The sequence below is a fragment of the Psychrobacter sp. CCUG 69069 genome, assembly GCF_021023115.1.
GTDB classification, from domain to species: Bacteria; Pseudomonadota; Gammaproteobacteria; order Pseudomonadales; family Moraxellaceae; genus Psychrobacter; species Psychrobacter namhaensis.
On record NZ_QQAI01000021.1, the window covers coordinates 21,839 to 36,423 of the forward strand.

Below are 14,585 nucleotides of genomic sequence, written 5' to 3' on the forward strand. Positions count from 1 at the left end.
ATATGTTTTTGGTATACGACTATTAATCGCGCCACTTTTATAAACGGCTCCACTTACCGCTCTGGTGTTATGAAACTTACGGTAATAATTTTTTATTAGGGAATCTGTTGATTGATTTCAACATTAACCTGAGTCTGTTCAGCGCTAATCACTATCGGATTACCCGATAAGTCGCCTGACTCTGCTATGGCATTACCGCTATGACTAATACGAGCAACGACTGCTAACTGAGTTTTGTCACTACGAGCTGAATTTAACGTACGATCTGGCATCATCGCATCAAGATTGCTTAAGCGGATACTGGCCTCACCTTGCTTGATAATACTAATGGGTAAACGTTTGGCGGCAAACGGTGGACCTCCTTTAACGTCACGTATCGCAACAAACAACACATCATCAGCTTTCACTAACGGTAATAAATTAGCGTTAATTTTCACTGTCACGTCAATACCTTCTAGCGCTTGCTTTTCTTGCGTGCTAACGTAGTTGCTTAACTCATCTAAGCTTGCTAAAGCTTTAGTATGATCACCTGGTTTGGCCACAATGCTGCCTTGTAAGCGTTTAATCCAACCTTGCGCTTGGGCAAAGTTACTACTACGAGTCTCACCCATTGCCATGAGCATTTGAGCCCGTTCATGCTGTGGATTCTTAGCTAATATAGCTTGTAATACACGGCGAATATTGGCGTCTAACTGACCTTCATTAACGAAAAAGCTAGTCTGAGCATAAGTGGTGGCGATTTCTTCATTTTCAGGAGCTAAACGATAGGCACGAGATAAGGCTTCCAGCGCAGAATCAGTTGCCTCCATAGATAAGAAAAGCTCGGATAGGCGCATCCAGCGATTAGGATCATCAGCATTACGATGAACATTGGTTTGCATGGCGCTAATCAGTTGACGACCATCTTCAAACGCCCATGATGGCGGCTTGTCAATTTTAGCTGTCAATAGGTCGTCAGCCACTTGTCCTACTTTGTCCTCAGCTGTCCACAAATCAAACACGGGCGTACGATTGCCTATTAGTAAATACGCCATTGCAGCCAATATTGGGATCCAAGCTGCGACAATTAAACGGCTTTTGACATCAGGGGTGACCATAGGTGTTATCTGACGCTGCGCATCTAATAGCTGACGCTCCAGTTCCAGCTTTTGATTTTGATAATGGCTATTATTAATAGTACCGCTGTCTTTATCTGTTTGTAGCTCAGCTAAACGTTCGCGAAATACTGCAACATTAATATCTAGCAGTTGATTGTCTATTGGTTTGGACTGCAAACGCGGTGCTCGTAGCCATGGCATAATAGCAATCAGCGCAAATATAAGGGCAATCAGCAAGCTTAGAGTTACAAATAAGCCAAAAGTAGAAAATAGAGTCATTTTTTGTCCTCTAGGCTAGTAATGTCGTGGTCGACACTCTCAGCTTGCGATAATAGACGATCAAGCTCAGCCTTTTCCGTAGAGGTCAAGGCAGCAGTACTGTTCACTGTGACGCCGCTTTGACCACGGGCAACAACTTGGCGACGCTTACTTTGCCAAAACCAACCAATAATTAAGACGAGCAATAATAGTGGTGGAAAAAACCATAGGATCCATGTCGATGGTCGCATAGGCGGCTTGTAGCTAATAAAGTCACCGTAGCGCTCTTGCATATAGACGCGTATTTCAGCATCACTACGTCTATCCTTAATTAAATCATAGACTTTTTGCTTTAGATCCTGTGCAATCGGTGCATCAGAGGCTGCAAGGTTTTGATTTTGGCATTTTGGGCAGCGAAACTCTTCTATTAATCCACGATACTGAGCTTCTTGCTGTGGTGAGTCAAAATCGTATACGTCAATAGCTGCGTTTGCCGTCATGTTAAGCAGACACGCTAGTATTAAGCTTGCTAGTTTTAAAACTATATTGGGTTTTAGTTGAGGAGCTCTTATTCGAGTAACGTTCATTTGCACATCTCCTCAACCTGAATGAGATCAGGACTATCGTTGTTCTTATTAGCCTTATTAAGTACGGTCAGGCACGGCTTAACACGCTGTTGCCAATTGGCTTCATTAATCTCACCAACAATATGCTGACGAATGATGCCATCTCCATCCACAACAAAGGTTTCGGGCGCACCAGTTATGCCTAAGTCTAGAGCAAACTGACCCAATGAATCCTGAATAGACATAGAAAATGGATCACCGCCTCGGTTTAAGTAACTGAGCGCATTACCAATCTCATCCTTATAATTCACACCAACGATATCAACGCCGCGCTCTTCTAGTTGCATTAAAAACGGATGCTCAATAATGCAAGTTGGGCACCATGAGCCCCAAACATTAAGTAAAAACGGCTTATCCGGCAAATTATCATTGGTGATAGTACGGGTAGTATCTGCTAATAACGGCAGCTCAAAGGTAGGAACCGGACGCTCAAGAGCGGTATTGGTCACAATGTCTGTTGGTTTACCTAAGCGCATGTACAATATAACTACCAAACCAAAAAAGAGGATAAGCGGAATTAAGAACCATAGCTTCGTCTGCTTTTTTTTCATTGTCTTTGGGTTACGCTGCTTACTGTTTTGGCTATCTTTTTGCTCAGGAGTATTATTCGACATAGTCATTTACTTCTCCTTTAGTGTCGACATCGTCGATGCTGAGATTGCCTGTTCAATAGCTACCTCATTGACTCCATCAGTAGCCAGATCACCAGTAACTAGCAATGGAGCTTTAACTTTTTTGATGCGGTATCGTTTATCAAGCATGCTAATTAATCCACCTAGAGCCATGATAATTGCCCCTAACCAAATCCAGCGAATTAATGGTTTTACATAAATCCTTAATGCCCATTGGTTACTACCATCGGCAATAGGTTCGCCCAGTGCGACATAAACATCGCGCATAAGACTGGGGTCAATAGCAGCTTCAGTTGTTGGCATCGTGCTGATAATATAAGTACGCTTTTCTGGAGTCAGTTTCGCCACTTCACGACCGTCTTTGGATACCACCACTTGCGCTTGCGTTGCATCAAAGTTACTACCCTTTATTTCAAAAAATTCAGTTACTTCAAAATCGTAACCTTGAACATTGACTGTATCGCCAATACCCATTGCTACGTCACGCTCAATACTCAGGCTACTAGTAAAGGCTATGCCAATGACAGCAACCAATACGCCAATATGAGCAGTCTGTTGACCCCAATAGCTCAGACGCAACTGCCGCAAACCGTTAAAAAGATTAGGCGCATTCTTAGTTTTATCTTTAAAATCAACTGCCATCCATAGCAGTGCCCAAAAGCTAACGGCTAAAGTCACACCAATATTAAGCATAGACGATGGATTAACAAAGTAAGTAATAATGGCGGCTAATACTAAGCTACTAACGGCGATGACCATGCCTATACCCAGTAGTGGACGGGTGTCTTTTTTCCAGCGAATATTTGAGCCCATACCCATAGCTATTAATAACAGCCACGTTAAAGGTACAAATAATGCATTAAAATAAGGAGGGCCAACGGACACTTGTCCTAAACCAAAAGCATCAGCGATAATAGGGTAAAGGGTGCCGAGCAGCACCACTAAGGTTGCAATCAAAATGATGGCGTTGTTGATCACTAAAAAGGACTCACGTGAAATCAGCTGATATTGACTTTCAACGGTTAAACGCCAACCTCGAACGGCAAACATTAATAGACCACTACCGATGATAATGCCAAGAATAGCTAAGATAACCAAACCACGCGTCGGATCAGCGGCAAACGAATGCACTGAGGTAAGGACTCCAGAGCGTACCAGGAACGTGCCAAGCAAGCTTAAGGCAAAGGCGAAAATAGCCAGCATGATGGTCCATGCTTTAAACACCCCGCGCTTTTCAGTGACTGCTAATGAATGCAGCAATGCTAAGCCGACAAGCCAAGGCATAAACGAGGCATTCTCTACCGGATCCCAAAACCACCAACCGCCCCAGCCAAGCTCGTAGTAGGCCCACCACGAGCCCAGTGCAATACCAATGGTCAAAAATCCCCAAGCCGCGAGCGCCCATGGACGTGACCAGCGTGTCCAAGCAGCATCTAAACGCCCTTCCCACAATGCCGCCATACAAAATGCAAAAGGCACTACCATACCCACATAGCCCATATATAACATGGGCGGATGAATAATCAGACCGAAATCTTGTAGGACAGGATTTAAATCAGCGCCATCGACCGCTAGATTGGGTAAGGTACGCTCAAACGGTGACGAGGTAAATATCAGCATTGTTAGCATCATTAACTGTACACCGGCCAAAATAACTAATACCCGCGCACGCATTGATAACGGCAAGCCGCGACTAAAGTATGATACCAGTGCACACCATGTGGCCATGATGGTCATCCATAGCAGCAAAGAGCCCTCGTGTCCGCCCCATGTCGCCGATAACTTATAGTACCAAGGCAACAGCGTATTGGAATGCTGCGCGACGTAACTGAGGCTAAAATCATTATAATAAAAACCTGCTATCAAAGCGCCAAATGACGTTATCATGGCGGCAAACTGTGCCCAAGCTAAGCTAGGGGCTAGTCGTTGCCAAGCAACTTGGTTACGAATAACACCAATAGTTGGCAGAATTACCTGCAATAACGCCAATACAAAAGCGGTAAGCAAGGCAAAATAGCCCAATTCTGTAATCAACATACGGTCTAACCTTATTTACTCTAATGCGGTTGCAGTTTACTGTAGCGGTGGAATTTTTATTATTAGAACCCACCCCCGAAATCTGCTGCTATCTCTAGTTTTTAATTGATTTCGAAGGGTTTTATTTAACTACTTTAGGCGGAGTTACCAGTGGAGGCGCGCCTTTAAAGCGCAGTAAACGTAACGCATTGAGAGTAACGATCACTGTTGCTCCAGCATCAGCTAGAACCGCAATCCATAGTCCAGTAATGCCGAATACGGTCGTGATCAGAAAGACGCCTTTGAGACCTAAAGCGAAAATGACGTTCTGATGAATGTTGCGCATGGTGGCACGCGAAAGTGCGATGAGATGAGCCATGTCTGTAACACGACTTTTTAATAATGCGATATCGGCCGTCTCAATGGCCACATCGGTACCACCACCCATCGCGATGCCAACATCAGCGGTTGCTAGTGCTGGCGCATCGTTAATACCATCACCCACCATCGCTATTTTGCTGTTATTCTTCATCTCGTTAAGCAAGCGCAGTTTGTCCTCAGGCAACAGCTCAGCTTCCCATTCCACGTCTAAATTACTGGCAAGTGCTTGAGCGGTTAAGCGGTTGTCGCCTGTTAGCATGACGGAGCGCACACCCATCGCTTTAAGTTGAGCCACACCTTCATGAGCGTCGTCTCGTAACTCGTCTCTTAGTGCGACCAATCCAAGCACTTCTCGACTTTGCTCATCGAAAAGAACTGAGACGGTCTTGCCCTCATTTTGCAGCGCCTCGATTTGTGCCTGTTGCTCGGCTGAAATTGATGCCTCATCTGCGGCATAAACAGGCGAACCGATAGCTAGCGCGCGCCCAGCGATAGTTGCGTGTACCGCTTTACCCGCAGTAGCAGAAGCTTTAGAAGCCACAGGTATGACAACTTTGGCGGCTTTGGCATGACTGACAATGGCTTCAGCAAGCGGGTGACTAGAACCTGTCTCCACACTGGCAAAGAGCGCCAATACCTTATCTTTACCTTGAGAACCCTGATCCTGAGAATCCTGACCTTGAACACTTGAATACTCTTGTGTAATGTCAACAACATCGGTCACGCGTGGTTTGCCTTCAGTTAAAGTGCCTGTCTTGTCAAAAGCGACTGTCTTCACTTGGCCGATGGTTTCTAAAGCACTACCGCCCTTGATCAGCAAGCCGCGGCGCGCACCGACCGCTAGACCAGAGGCGATAGCAGCTGGTGTTGAGAGCACAAGAGCACAAGGACAAGCGATCAATAATAAGGCTAGACCTCGATATAACCAAGTTGACCAATCTCCGCCCATGGTTAACGGTGGGACGATGATAATTAGGGCGGCAATAGCCATCACAGCCGGTGTATAGTAACGACTGAATTTCTCAATAAAACGGGCAGTGGGTGCTTTGGAAGCTTGCGCTTGCTCTACCAAATCAATAATGCGCGAAATAGTGTTATCGGCGGCTGTCTTTTCTACGCGCACTTGGAGCACACCATCGATGTTAATTGACCCTGCAAATACATTGTCACCCATCGTCTTGGCAACAGGAACAGACTCTCCCGTCACGGGCGAATCATCAAGGCTGGACGCACCTTGAACAATGGAACCATCAGCAGATACCCTATCTCCAGGACGCACCAGCACAAGGTCATTCACTTGTAGTGAAGTCGCTGGAACGTTACGCTGCCCACCTTGAGCATCAAGTAAAATCGCACTTTTCGGAACCAGCGATGATAAGGCTCTGATGCCAGCGCGAGCGCGATCAGCAGCGATACTCTCAAACAGTTCACCGATTGAGAACAAAAAGACAACCGCTGCGGCCTCTTCAGCTTCACCAATGATAAGTGCGCCAAGCACGGCGACGGACATCAGCGTTTCAATTGAAAAGAATGAACCTGTTTTAGCCAGTGCTAAGGCTTTGCGTGCAAATGGAAAAACGCCTACAATCACAGCGATGGCAAACACCCATATCCCATAAGCGGGGAACAGTAGTGACAGTGCATAAGCGCTGCCCATCAAAATACCGAGACCAACAACCTGTTTGCCTTTTTGAGTTTGCCACCACCGCTTATCCTGCGGAGCCATCTGATTGTCGCTGTCAATATCAATAGCCGATACAGTTTGTTGACCAGTATTGGCAGATATACCGAACCCTAGGCTTTTGATGGTTTTTTCAATATCACTAGCCTGAGTCGGCGCATCAGGGGCCAAGCTTAGCTCTAGCGTTTCTGTAGCAAAATTTAGCTCAACATCAGAAACCCCAGGCATACGTTTCAAAGCTGTTTCAATCTTGCCGATGCAACTGGCACAGTCCATACCTTCAATATGATATTTCATAATAATTTACCCTTTGAATAATGGTATTATGAACCCTCTAGTGGCTTTAGAGTCAAGGTTGTCTATCTACAGTTTTGTAAATTTAATTTCTCTAGCGCCAGTCTTTACAGCCACTTTAATTATTTAAATCATAGAGGTTATTATGACAATCAAAATTGGTGAGCTCGCTAAACGCACAGGTGCCACAGTGGAAACCATTCGCTATTACGAAAAGGAGCACTTATTACCTGAGCCTTCTCGCAGCGCAGGGAATTATCGTTTATATAATGAAGAGCACATTGAGCGTCTACAATTTATCCTACACTGCCGTACGCTTGACATGGCTCTAGACGAAGTACGAATCTTACTTGAGTTTTGGGAGGAACCTGATAAAGACTGTGGTGATGTGAGCTCCTTACTAGATAAGCAAATTTATGCTGTAGAAATACGAATGGAAGAACTGATGCACTTAAAGCAGCACTTGACTGTTTTGCGCCAGAAATGTGCAAGTAGTGCACCAGCGGTATCATGTGGGATATTAAAGGCTCTTGCCGATAATTCTTGTCATGAGTAATGATATTAGTAGTGTTCATTTCTGACTGATCAAATCATGAAAGGTTAAATACACCCTGATGTTAAGCACAAAAAAACCCAGCAATGATATTAAGATCACTACTGGGGTTGGAGGAAATAATAACTATGTTGTGCTGACTTATCAGGTCTTATTTATCATTCATAGCAAGGTAGATATTTCGATCTGATGCGGATGCGTCATCCACGTATTTTGAATCACGCCATGTGGTATAAGCATAGACACCACTGTATGGGCTGATGCTGTTCTGACGGAAATCAGAAATCCAGTTTTCGCCATCAAAGATTTGGATATGGCCATGTGGACGCTTTGATGAGCGATCATAGACAATAACATCACCTACTTGGGTTGGCATATCATTACTGATTTTGCTAAAACCTGCTTTATCAAGCGTGCCACGAGTGGCGTACTGATAGGCTGAAGGATTGGGGGTGAACTCATAACCTGCTGATTGTAGTGCTTTACGTACGTAACGGGCACAGTATCCAGAGCTACCAGATAGAGCCACTCGTGAAGCACGAGCAGCAGCGATAGCGGGGGCTGAATTGCTATCAGGAACTGTATTGACTTGCTGCTGTTGTTTTTCAGCGTATAAGCGGCTGTTTAATGATGAAAGCCGACTCTCTTTTTGCTTAGCCTGCGCACTTAGGTTGCTAATAGCTTGACTGATTTCGTCATTACTAGAAACATAAGCACCACTGCTAGTGCTATAGATGTTTTTTGATGAACCGTAGTTTGATGCCACAGAAGTATTGGTGATGGTATTATTTGTTTGAGAGATTGTGATAGCAGCACCACTCGTTTGTGCTATGCCCATACCCAGTACTGACAAAATCAATAAAGCCTGTTTCATAAATCTAATACCTACGGTTAATTCAAAATGGTCTGTTATCAACAACAGCGCAGTCAATTAAATTTCAACAACTCAAGTATATATACGTCATAGTGACTGATACTTCTGCTGCATATTATTCATATAAAAAATGATTATTGGCGATCACAGCACATCATTGAAGTCTTACGAAGCTGTTGCAAATCAAGCTGCTGGCCAAAACACAAAGCCGACTTTAGCATAGGCTGTTTAGCCTGTCATCACCCTTAAAAACCCCAAAAATACTTTTTTGATGTTGAAAAAATTGCTAATATTCCACATTTTACAATGTAAGTTTGTGTAACATATACAGAATATAGCTGACTAAATTGGTAACAATTTCTACTGTTTTATAAGCAAAAAAACGTCTGAGGGTTAAATCTAAATTATAGATTTAACCCTCAGACGTTTTTTTATTGGATGAAGTAATTACCCTATATAGGGTCTAACTAATTATTAAGATAATATAATAATTTATAATATTAATATAGATGTTAATTCCCTACTGGCTTATGTAATATTACGTAATTGTTTCGATACATCCTGTATATTCTTGTATTAACCCTTAATTATTTATCTATTTTAAGGGTTAATAACCGATAAATCCGCTTACATTGTCATCAAAAGTTACAAATTCAAAGTTATTTTTGCTTTTAAAGTCGCAATAGCTAATGATTTTTTTGATGAAGAATCATTTTATAAGCAATAGAACAGTCTTATACCTGCCTCATTTACTTTTAACGCTAACACTATAATCAAAGTATTCTTAACTGCTAACACACTATAATTGCTGCTCTACCGATTCAATATCAGCATAAACTTGGGTCGTCCCGTCTTTATTGAGCTGCATAACCTGATAGGGCATGAATTTATTTTGATACTCCATACCTGGGCTACCAACAGGCATGCCAGGTACGGCAAGACCCATAGCTTGTACTGGCGGATTTTCTAAGAACTGCGCCATATACTTAGCAGGTACATGACCTTCAAAGACGTAATCATCAGTAGTGACTACAGTATGGCAAGAACGCATCTCAGTTGGAACGCTGTAGCGCTCTTTAAATACGGCTAAGTCCGCAACATCTTGCGCGGTTGCACTTAGACCATTATCTTCTGCATGACTTATCCATTCTTTACAGCAGCCGCAATTGGCATCTTTATAGACCGTAGCTGAGACGTTTTTTAGTAGGTCTGGTTTACTTACTGACCTTGTCATCATGTGAGCACTTTTAGCGTTTGGTTCATCTTCCTTTAAAGTGATAGCTGTTGCATTTTCGGTTGTTACTGATGTTGTGTTTGCATCAGATACGCCACTACTCGGTTGGCTACAAGCAAATAGTGATGAGGCGGCAAGTAACACCAGCGTACCACGCAACCCCTTAGACAGATGACGATTGAATATAAGACTGGATTTTATTTTTAAGGGGGTCATAGTGCTCTCTCATGTACTGTAGATATTGTGAGCTATAGAAGGTCAAGTAACACTTCATATCGTTTGGTAATGTAGCATAATAACCCATCAAACGGGGTACGTAAATTTATACATTGAGCAGTGCGGACTGGTATCATAAGCAGTTTTTATTTTGAAATGCTGCCTGTAGTATTAACGGGTCTATCTGAGTTTTGGATTTTGATTAAAAATTCAAGGCTCATAATTTTGGATAATTTGCGATGCACCTGTCTACTATTAGTCTACAAAAGCGTTTGAGTACTCACTTAAATCAATTACCGCTATGGCTTACGCTAGTAGCAGCATGGCTTGCAGGGGCTATTTTTTTATTTGCATTATCGCCTTATGGGTTCTGGCCGCTAGCAATAGTGTCACCAGCGATTTTATATGCGCTGTTGGTGCCAAATATGAGTGGTCGTCGCGCTTTTATTATCGGTGAAGCTTACGGTATGGGGCTATGGTGCGTCGGCGGCTTTTGGCTCTATACAGCTATCCATGATTATAGCGATACTCCAACGTGGCTCGCATTGATTATGATTGGATTGATGGGTCTCGGTATGGGACTGTTTCATGGATTTTTAGCACTAGCCTTTAACCGTATGGTAGGCAAACAACCCTTTTCATTTGCTGCTCTTTGGGTGCTACAAGAATGGTTAAAAACTTGGTTATTCACAGGCTTTCCGTGGCTGTTTGTTGGTTATGCGTTTACTGAAGAGTATTGGTTATCGTCCTTAGCACCCGTTGCTGGTGTTTTTGCCGTCTCTTTTGTTGCCATACTATTGGCTGCAAGTTTAGTAGAGCTACTGCTTCGGCGCAGTAGTTATGCCGTCGTTTCTGTACTGTTATTGGCCATTAGCACATCATTATGGCTGGTCAATCCGCAATGGACAAAACCTAAGGGCACACCTGATCTGTCAGTGTCATTGATTCAAGGTAATATTTCACAAGATATAAAGTGGCTGACTCAATATCAAGTAGAAACGCTAAAGATTTATGCGAAGTTAACGCGCACTGAGTGGGGACGTGATGTTGTGGTGTGGCCTGAATCATCTATTCCGATGTTTCAGGATGAGGCTGCGGGCTTTATTAGTGAAATGATAGAAATGGCTAATGCGACCAATACGACATGGATAACTGGTATCCCTTATAAGGATAAAGCGGCATTCAATGCCAGTACGGATAAGTATCCCCCATTTTACAATAGCGTGATTGCTCGAGGTGTAGAAGCGGAAGGCCTATACAAGAAGCAGCGTCTGGTGCCTTTTGGAGAGTATATTCCATTTGAAGGCGTGCTCGATATTTTCCCAAGTTTGGCCGGTAGTCAGGATATTAAGAGCTATAGTCGCGGTAGTGATCAGCAGTCACCGCTACAGGTGCGTGGACACAATATAGGGACGGCTATCTGTTATGAGGTAGCTTATCCAGATACCACGCGTAAAAATGCCATCGATACTGACTTTTTGTTGACGGTCTCTAACGATGCCTGGTTTGGCACTTCAGCAGGACCATTGCAACATTTGCAAATGGTACAAATGCGCGCGCTTGAGAACGGGCGCTGGTTTATTCGAGCGACCAATACTGGTGTTACCGCTATCATTAACCATAAAGGTCGTATTGTAGAACGCGCACCGCAGTTTGAGCGTACTGTACTACGTGGTGAGATACAGGCACGGGTTGGTAACACTCCCTTTATGCTTATGGGAAATTATCCTATCTTGATAATAATAACTCTGTTATTACTACTAAGCTATTTTGGCAAAGGTCTAACCACACTTAGAGGACGAGGGTAATAGTAAACTTAATTATAATAATTTAATCAGCGTAAGTTTTTTATTTTTTCTAGGTAACGTCCTAACGCACGTAAATATAAAAGTTTTAAACTATTGATCACATAAGAACTGATTGAAAAAATTATGTCGACATAAAGCACGCGCCTCATACTTAAAAAGAGATAGCTATATACGGTCTATCATCTTTTAGTTGATACTTTCATTTAATGCACGCGATTTTTGATTGTCATCTGCCTTAATACCAAATTCAATAGTTGCATGTTGTATATTCTGATGCGCCAAATCTTCCTTAATATTTTCTTTCATAATAAGAGTCTCTTCTAATGTCACATCGCTCTTCGGTACGATATGAACTGTCAGAGCATTCTCAGTGGTACTCAAGGCCCAGATGTGCAGATGATGAAAGTTTTGAATAAATTTATAGCTCTCTAAGATAGCAGTGATTTTACTGAGATCAACATTTTGAGGTACTCCGTCAATAGCAAGCTTGATACTCTCTTTTAGTAGACCCCAAGTCGATAACAGTATCACGACTGAAATAATCAAGCTAACTAGAGGATCAACGATATTCCAACTTGTATAGTAAATAATAATGCCCGAGATAACGACACCTACAGAGACCAATGCATCTACCATTAGATGCAAGAAAGCACCTTTAACATTAATATCGTCTTTTTGACCTTTGTAGAATGCAAAAGCAGAAACAGTATTTATAAATACACCTATTAGAGCTGTAATAATAATAACTTTTCCTGCAACTTCCGGTATGGTATCAAATCGACCCAAGGCCTCATACGCAATACCTATAACGATTGTAACTAACAATATGGCGTTAATAAGAGAAGCCATTATAGAAGCTTTTTTGTAGCCATAGGTATAAAGCGTAGTAGATGCTTTCTGTGCTAATTTCATTCCAATTAACGAGATTATTAAACTGGCAACATCACTTAAGTTGTGGCTAGCGTCTGCGATTAAAGCTAATGAATTAGTTGAGTAGCCCACTATGAACTCGATGAGCGTAAATGCAGAATTTAGACCAATTCCAATATAGAAAGCCTTATTCATATTTTTAGGATTTGGAGCTTGGTGACTGTGGTTATCTGAATTACTCATAATTTACCCTTGTTTAGGTTGCTGCATTTTATTAAAGGTAGAAAATAATTTTATTGCATATCTTCTATATTGCACAGTCAATATTGCTCTAATACCGTAGACACACTTATTGTTATCAATAAACTGAGCCACAACTGGATTGTATGTCCTATCTCTCCTTGGGCGAAAAAAGCGGCTTTTACTGTAATCTAACTGGCTTACGTAAGCTTCTTATTTTCACGTTCAAGCTCTTTAGTATGTGTAGCTTAGTCTTGAATGTTGGTTAGTATGGTTTCATTAGTGCGCTTTTTATGACATGACCACAATGTTCCAAAAGTAGATTCTATTTTCAGTACTATAACTTGAATGGTTGACCACATAGAGGTGTAATCGTTTAATGCTTCAATCAGCATGCGAACGGCGCGTTTTTTAATCTCAGGAGTGTAGGTTTGTCTTTTCATTGTCGTATTCTCTCAGAAAGTTGAGTCTCCGACAATCTCGGGGCGGTTCAGAATAATGATGGGGCTAGAAGCCCCTTATATTTTGTGTAACTTAAATCGTTATTGAGTACGCTTTGATTAAGGGCAATATACCTTAGCACTGCTAACCGTTTTTGGTTCTATTATATGGTACTGATATAGGAAACAGTGCTTGTTTTGCCATGGGCATTTTTTTTGCAGCTTGCTTCTACGTCTGGCTTAAGAAAACAAGCATCTGATGATACTAGAAAGGTACACAGCGTTCGATGATATATATAGTTTTTTGAGTTTTTTATACATATCCTTTTTTTAGGTATAAAAAATCCGATTTTTTATATCTATCGTTCAACCAACTTTTCATCAATCATTTCAGTCAACAGCTCAGTAACCGTTTTTCGGCTTTCAAGCGCGTACCGTTTGAGCGCAATGTGTTTATCTTCATCTAGATTAAAATTCACGCGTACCGTCTTTTTGGGACTGTCCGTCACATCCGATAGAGCTAACTGATCCTTAACGTTCTTACTAGGGCGACCTGCTGATAAACTCATGACCTACTCCTCACCAAAAAATATTTGAATCTCACTGACCAATGCGGTTATCTCTTGTATCGCATTGCTATTAGGCGATTCGGTATCAAATACTGTCTTACCAAGGGCAGCACTATTAGGATAAGCAACTCGCTGCATCACTCTGGTCTCTAATACCGGAAGATTATAATCAAGCAGCGCGGTTGCCACCTCTTTACCAATATTGGTATTTTGAATGGCGCGTGATACGACAAAGGCCGCCTTTAGTTGGCCATCCATCATCTCAATACGTTGCTGTACTAAATCAACCAAATCACTGGTTGCCCAGATATCATAAGGACTCGGCTGCACCGGAATCAATATAAAATCAGCCGCCTTTATAGCAGAAATAGCCAGACTAGTAGCTTGCGGCGATCCATCGATCACCACGTAATCTTTATCAGAAACGCTTTTTAAATCTTTATCAAGTGTTGGTCTATCAAGCCCGATCACTGGTACCGGATTGTCTTCATCAACCGCTCTCCAGTCACGCGCACTGCCCTGCTGGTCGCTATCCACCAACAAAACACTATGACCTTTTAGTTGTAAGCCACGAGCCAAATGCGTTGCGATGGTAGTCTTACCGCTACCACCCTTTTGATTTAATACCGCGATTACCTTCATAAATACAGATCCCTGTAGTATGTATTGAGTATATAAGTATATAAGTATATAAGTATATAAGTATATAAGTATATAAGTATATAAGTATATAAGTATATAAGTATATAAGTATATAAGTATATAAGTATATAAGTATATAAGTATATAAGTATAT

General features: G+C 42.1%; 12 protein-coding genes. 2 read left to right on the plus strand and 10 right to left on the minus strand.

Translation table 11 applies throughout. The annotated features are described in order from the left end of the window. Positions 1-95: 95 nt before the first annotated feature. The 5 genes from ccmI to DVY93_RS11300 form a co-directional block, all read right to left on the minus strand. Positions 96-1,376 (minus strand): c-type cytochrome biogenesis protein CcmI, encoded by a 1,281-nt coding sequence (gene ccmI / locus DVY93_RS11280; RefSeq protein WP_101211261.1) that lies wholly within the window; start codon positions 1,374-1,376, stop codon positions 96-98. Next, positions 1,373-1,855 carry a cytochrome c-type biogenesis protein gene (locus tag DVY93_RS11285; RefSeq protein WP_020443538.1) on the minus strand — a complete coding sequence of 161 codons (483 nt, stop codon included), beginning with the start codon at positions 1,853-1,855 and terminating at the stop codon, positions 1,373-1,375. The genes ccmI and DVY93_RS11285 overlap by 4 nt, the downstream gene beginning before the upstream one ends. Before the next feature lie 83 nt (positions 1,856-1,938). Continuing rightward, complete coding sequence (locus tag DVY93_RS11290; RefSeq protein WP_442966522.1) at positions 1,939-2,601, minus strand: DsbE family thiol:disulfide interchange protein; 663 nt, start codon at positions 2,599-2,601, stop codon at positions 1,939-1,941. Next, a complete protein-coding gene (locus DVY93_RS11295) occupies positions 2,602-4,650 on the minus strand; it encodes a heme lyase CcmF/NrfE family subunit (protein ID WP_230710860.1) in 2,049 nt (682 codons plus the stop codon). A 121-nt stretch (positions 4,651-4,771) separates the two neighbouring features. After that, positions 4,772-6,988 (minus strand): heavy metal translocating P-type ATPase, encoded by a 2,217-nt coding sequence (locus tag DVY93_RS11300; RefSeq protein ID WP_230710862.1) that lies wholly within the window; start codon positions 6,986-6,988, stop codon positions 4,772-4,774. A gap of 142 nt (positions 6,989-7,130) precedes the next feature. Between DVY93_RS11300 and cadR the strand changes: the two genes are divergently transcribed. Further along, positions 7,131-7,541, plus strand: a complete 411-nt coding sequence (gene cadR, locus DVY93_RS11305) for a Cd(II)/Pb(II)-responsive transcriptional regulator (RefSeq protein ID WP_011513679.1) — start codon at positions 7,131-7,133, stop codon at positions 7,539-7,541. A gap of 148 nt (positions 7,542-7,689) precedes the next feature. Here cadR and DVY93_RS11310 read toward each other — a convergent pair whose 3' ends face one another. Continuing rightward, positions 7,690-8,412 carry a CHAP domain-containing protein gene (locus DVY93_RS11310; protein ID WP_011513678.1) on the minus strand — a complete coding sequence of 241 codons (723 nt, stop codon included), beginning with the start codon at positions 8,410-8,412 and terminating at the stop codon, positions 7,690-7,692. Positions 8,413-9,211: 799 nt separating this feature from the next. Continuing rightward, a complete protein-coding gene (locus tag DVY93_RS11315) occupies positions 9,212-9,862 on the minus strand; it encodes a DUF411 domain-containing protein (protein ID WP_011513677.1) in 651 nt (216 codons plus the stop codon). A gap of 239 nt (positions 9,863-10,101) precedes the next feature. Between DVY93_RS11315 and lnt the strand changes: the two genes are divergently transcribed. Further along, a complete protein-coding gene (lnt, locus tag DVY93_RS11320; RefSeq protein WP_045448063.1) occupies positions 10,102-11,670 on the plus strand; it encodes an apolipoprotein N-acyltransferase in 1,569 nt (522 codons plus the stop codon). 186 nt (positions 11,671-11,856) lie between these two features. Here the strand turns inward: lnt and DVY93_RS11325 are convergent, their stop codons facing one another. From DVY93_RS11325 to parA, 3 genes are all read right to left on the minus strand, one after another. Next, entirely contained in the window at positions 11,857-12,783 is a 927-nt protein-coding gene (locus DVY93_RS11325) for a cation diffusion facilitator family transporter (RefSeq protein ID WP_087813585.1), read from the minus strand. A gap of 796 nt (positions 12,784-13,579) precedes the next feature. After that, positions 13,580-13,789, minus strand: coding sequence for a plasmid partition protein ParG (locus DVY93_RS11330; protein ID WP_045448060.1), 210 nt, complete (start codon positions 13,787-13,789; stop codon positions 13,580-13,582). A gap of 3 nt (positions 13,790-13,792) precedes the next feature. Further along, the gene (parA, locus tag DVY93_RS11335) at positions 13,793-14,431 is read right to left on the minus strand and encodes a ParA family partition ATPase (RefSeq protein WP_198333365.1); all 639 of its coding nucleotides are present in this window, start codon (positions 14,429-14,431) and stop codon (positions 13,793-13,795) included. Positions 14,432-14,585: the final 154 nt, after the last annotated feature.

What these genes read in the sequence shown, in the direction of transcription:
- ccmI (WP_101211261.1), bottom strand. Translation starts at nt 1,376, where the DNA reads ATGACTCTATTTTCTACTTTTGGCTTATTTGTAACTCTAAGCTTGCTG.
- DVY93_RS11285 (WP_020443538.1), bottom strand. Translation starts at nt 1,855, where the DNA reads ATGACGGCAAACGCAGCTATTGACGTATACGATTTTGACTCACCACAG.
- DVY93_RS11290 (WP_442966522.1), bottom strand. Translation starts at nt 2,601, where the DNA reads ATGACTATGTCGAATAATACTCCTGAGCAAAAAGATAGCCAAAACAGT.
- DVY93_RS11295 (WP_230710860.1), bottom strand. Translation starts at nt 4,650, where the DNA reads ATGTTGATTACAGAATTGGGCTATTTTGCCTTGCTTACCGCTTTTGTA.
- DVY93_RS11300 (WP_230710862.1), bottom strand. Translation starts at nt 6,988, where the DNA reads ATGAAATATCATATTGAAGGTATGGACTGTGCCAGTTGCATCGGCAAG.
- cadR (WP_011513679.1), top strand. Translation starts at nt 7,131, where the DNA reads ATGACAATCAAAATTGGTGAGCTCGCTAAACGCACAGGTGCCACAGTG.
- DVY93_RS11310 (WP_011513678.1), bottom strand. Translation starts at nt 8,412, where the DNA reads ATGAAACAGGCTTTATTGATTTTGTCAGTACTGGGTATGGGCATAGCA.
- DVY93_RS11315 (WP_011513677.1), bottom strand. Translation starts at nt 9,862, where the DNA reads ATGACCCCCTTAAAAATAAAATCCAGTCTTATATTCAATCGTCATCTG.
- lnt (WP_045448063.1), top strand. Translation starts at nt 10,102, where the DNA reads ATGCACCTGTCTACTATTAGTCTACAAAAGCGTTTGAGTACTCACTTA.
- DVY93_RS11325 (WP_087813585.1), bottom strand. Translation starts at nt 12,783, where the DNA reads ATGAGTAATTCAGATAACCACAGTCACCAAGCTCCAAATCCTAAAAAT.
- DVY93_RS11330 (WP_045448060.1), bottom strand. Translation starts at nt 13,789, where the DNA reads ATGAGTTTATCAGCAGGTCGCCCTAGTAAGAACGTTAAGGATCAGTTA.
- parA (WP_198333365.1), bottom strand. Translation starts at nt 14,431, where the DNA reads ATGAAGGTAATCGCGGTATTAAATCAAAAGGGTGGTAGCGGTAAGACT.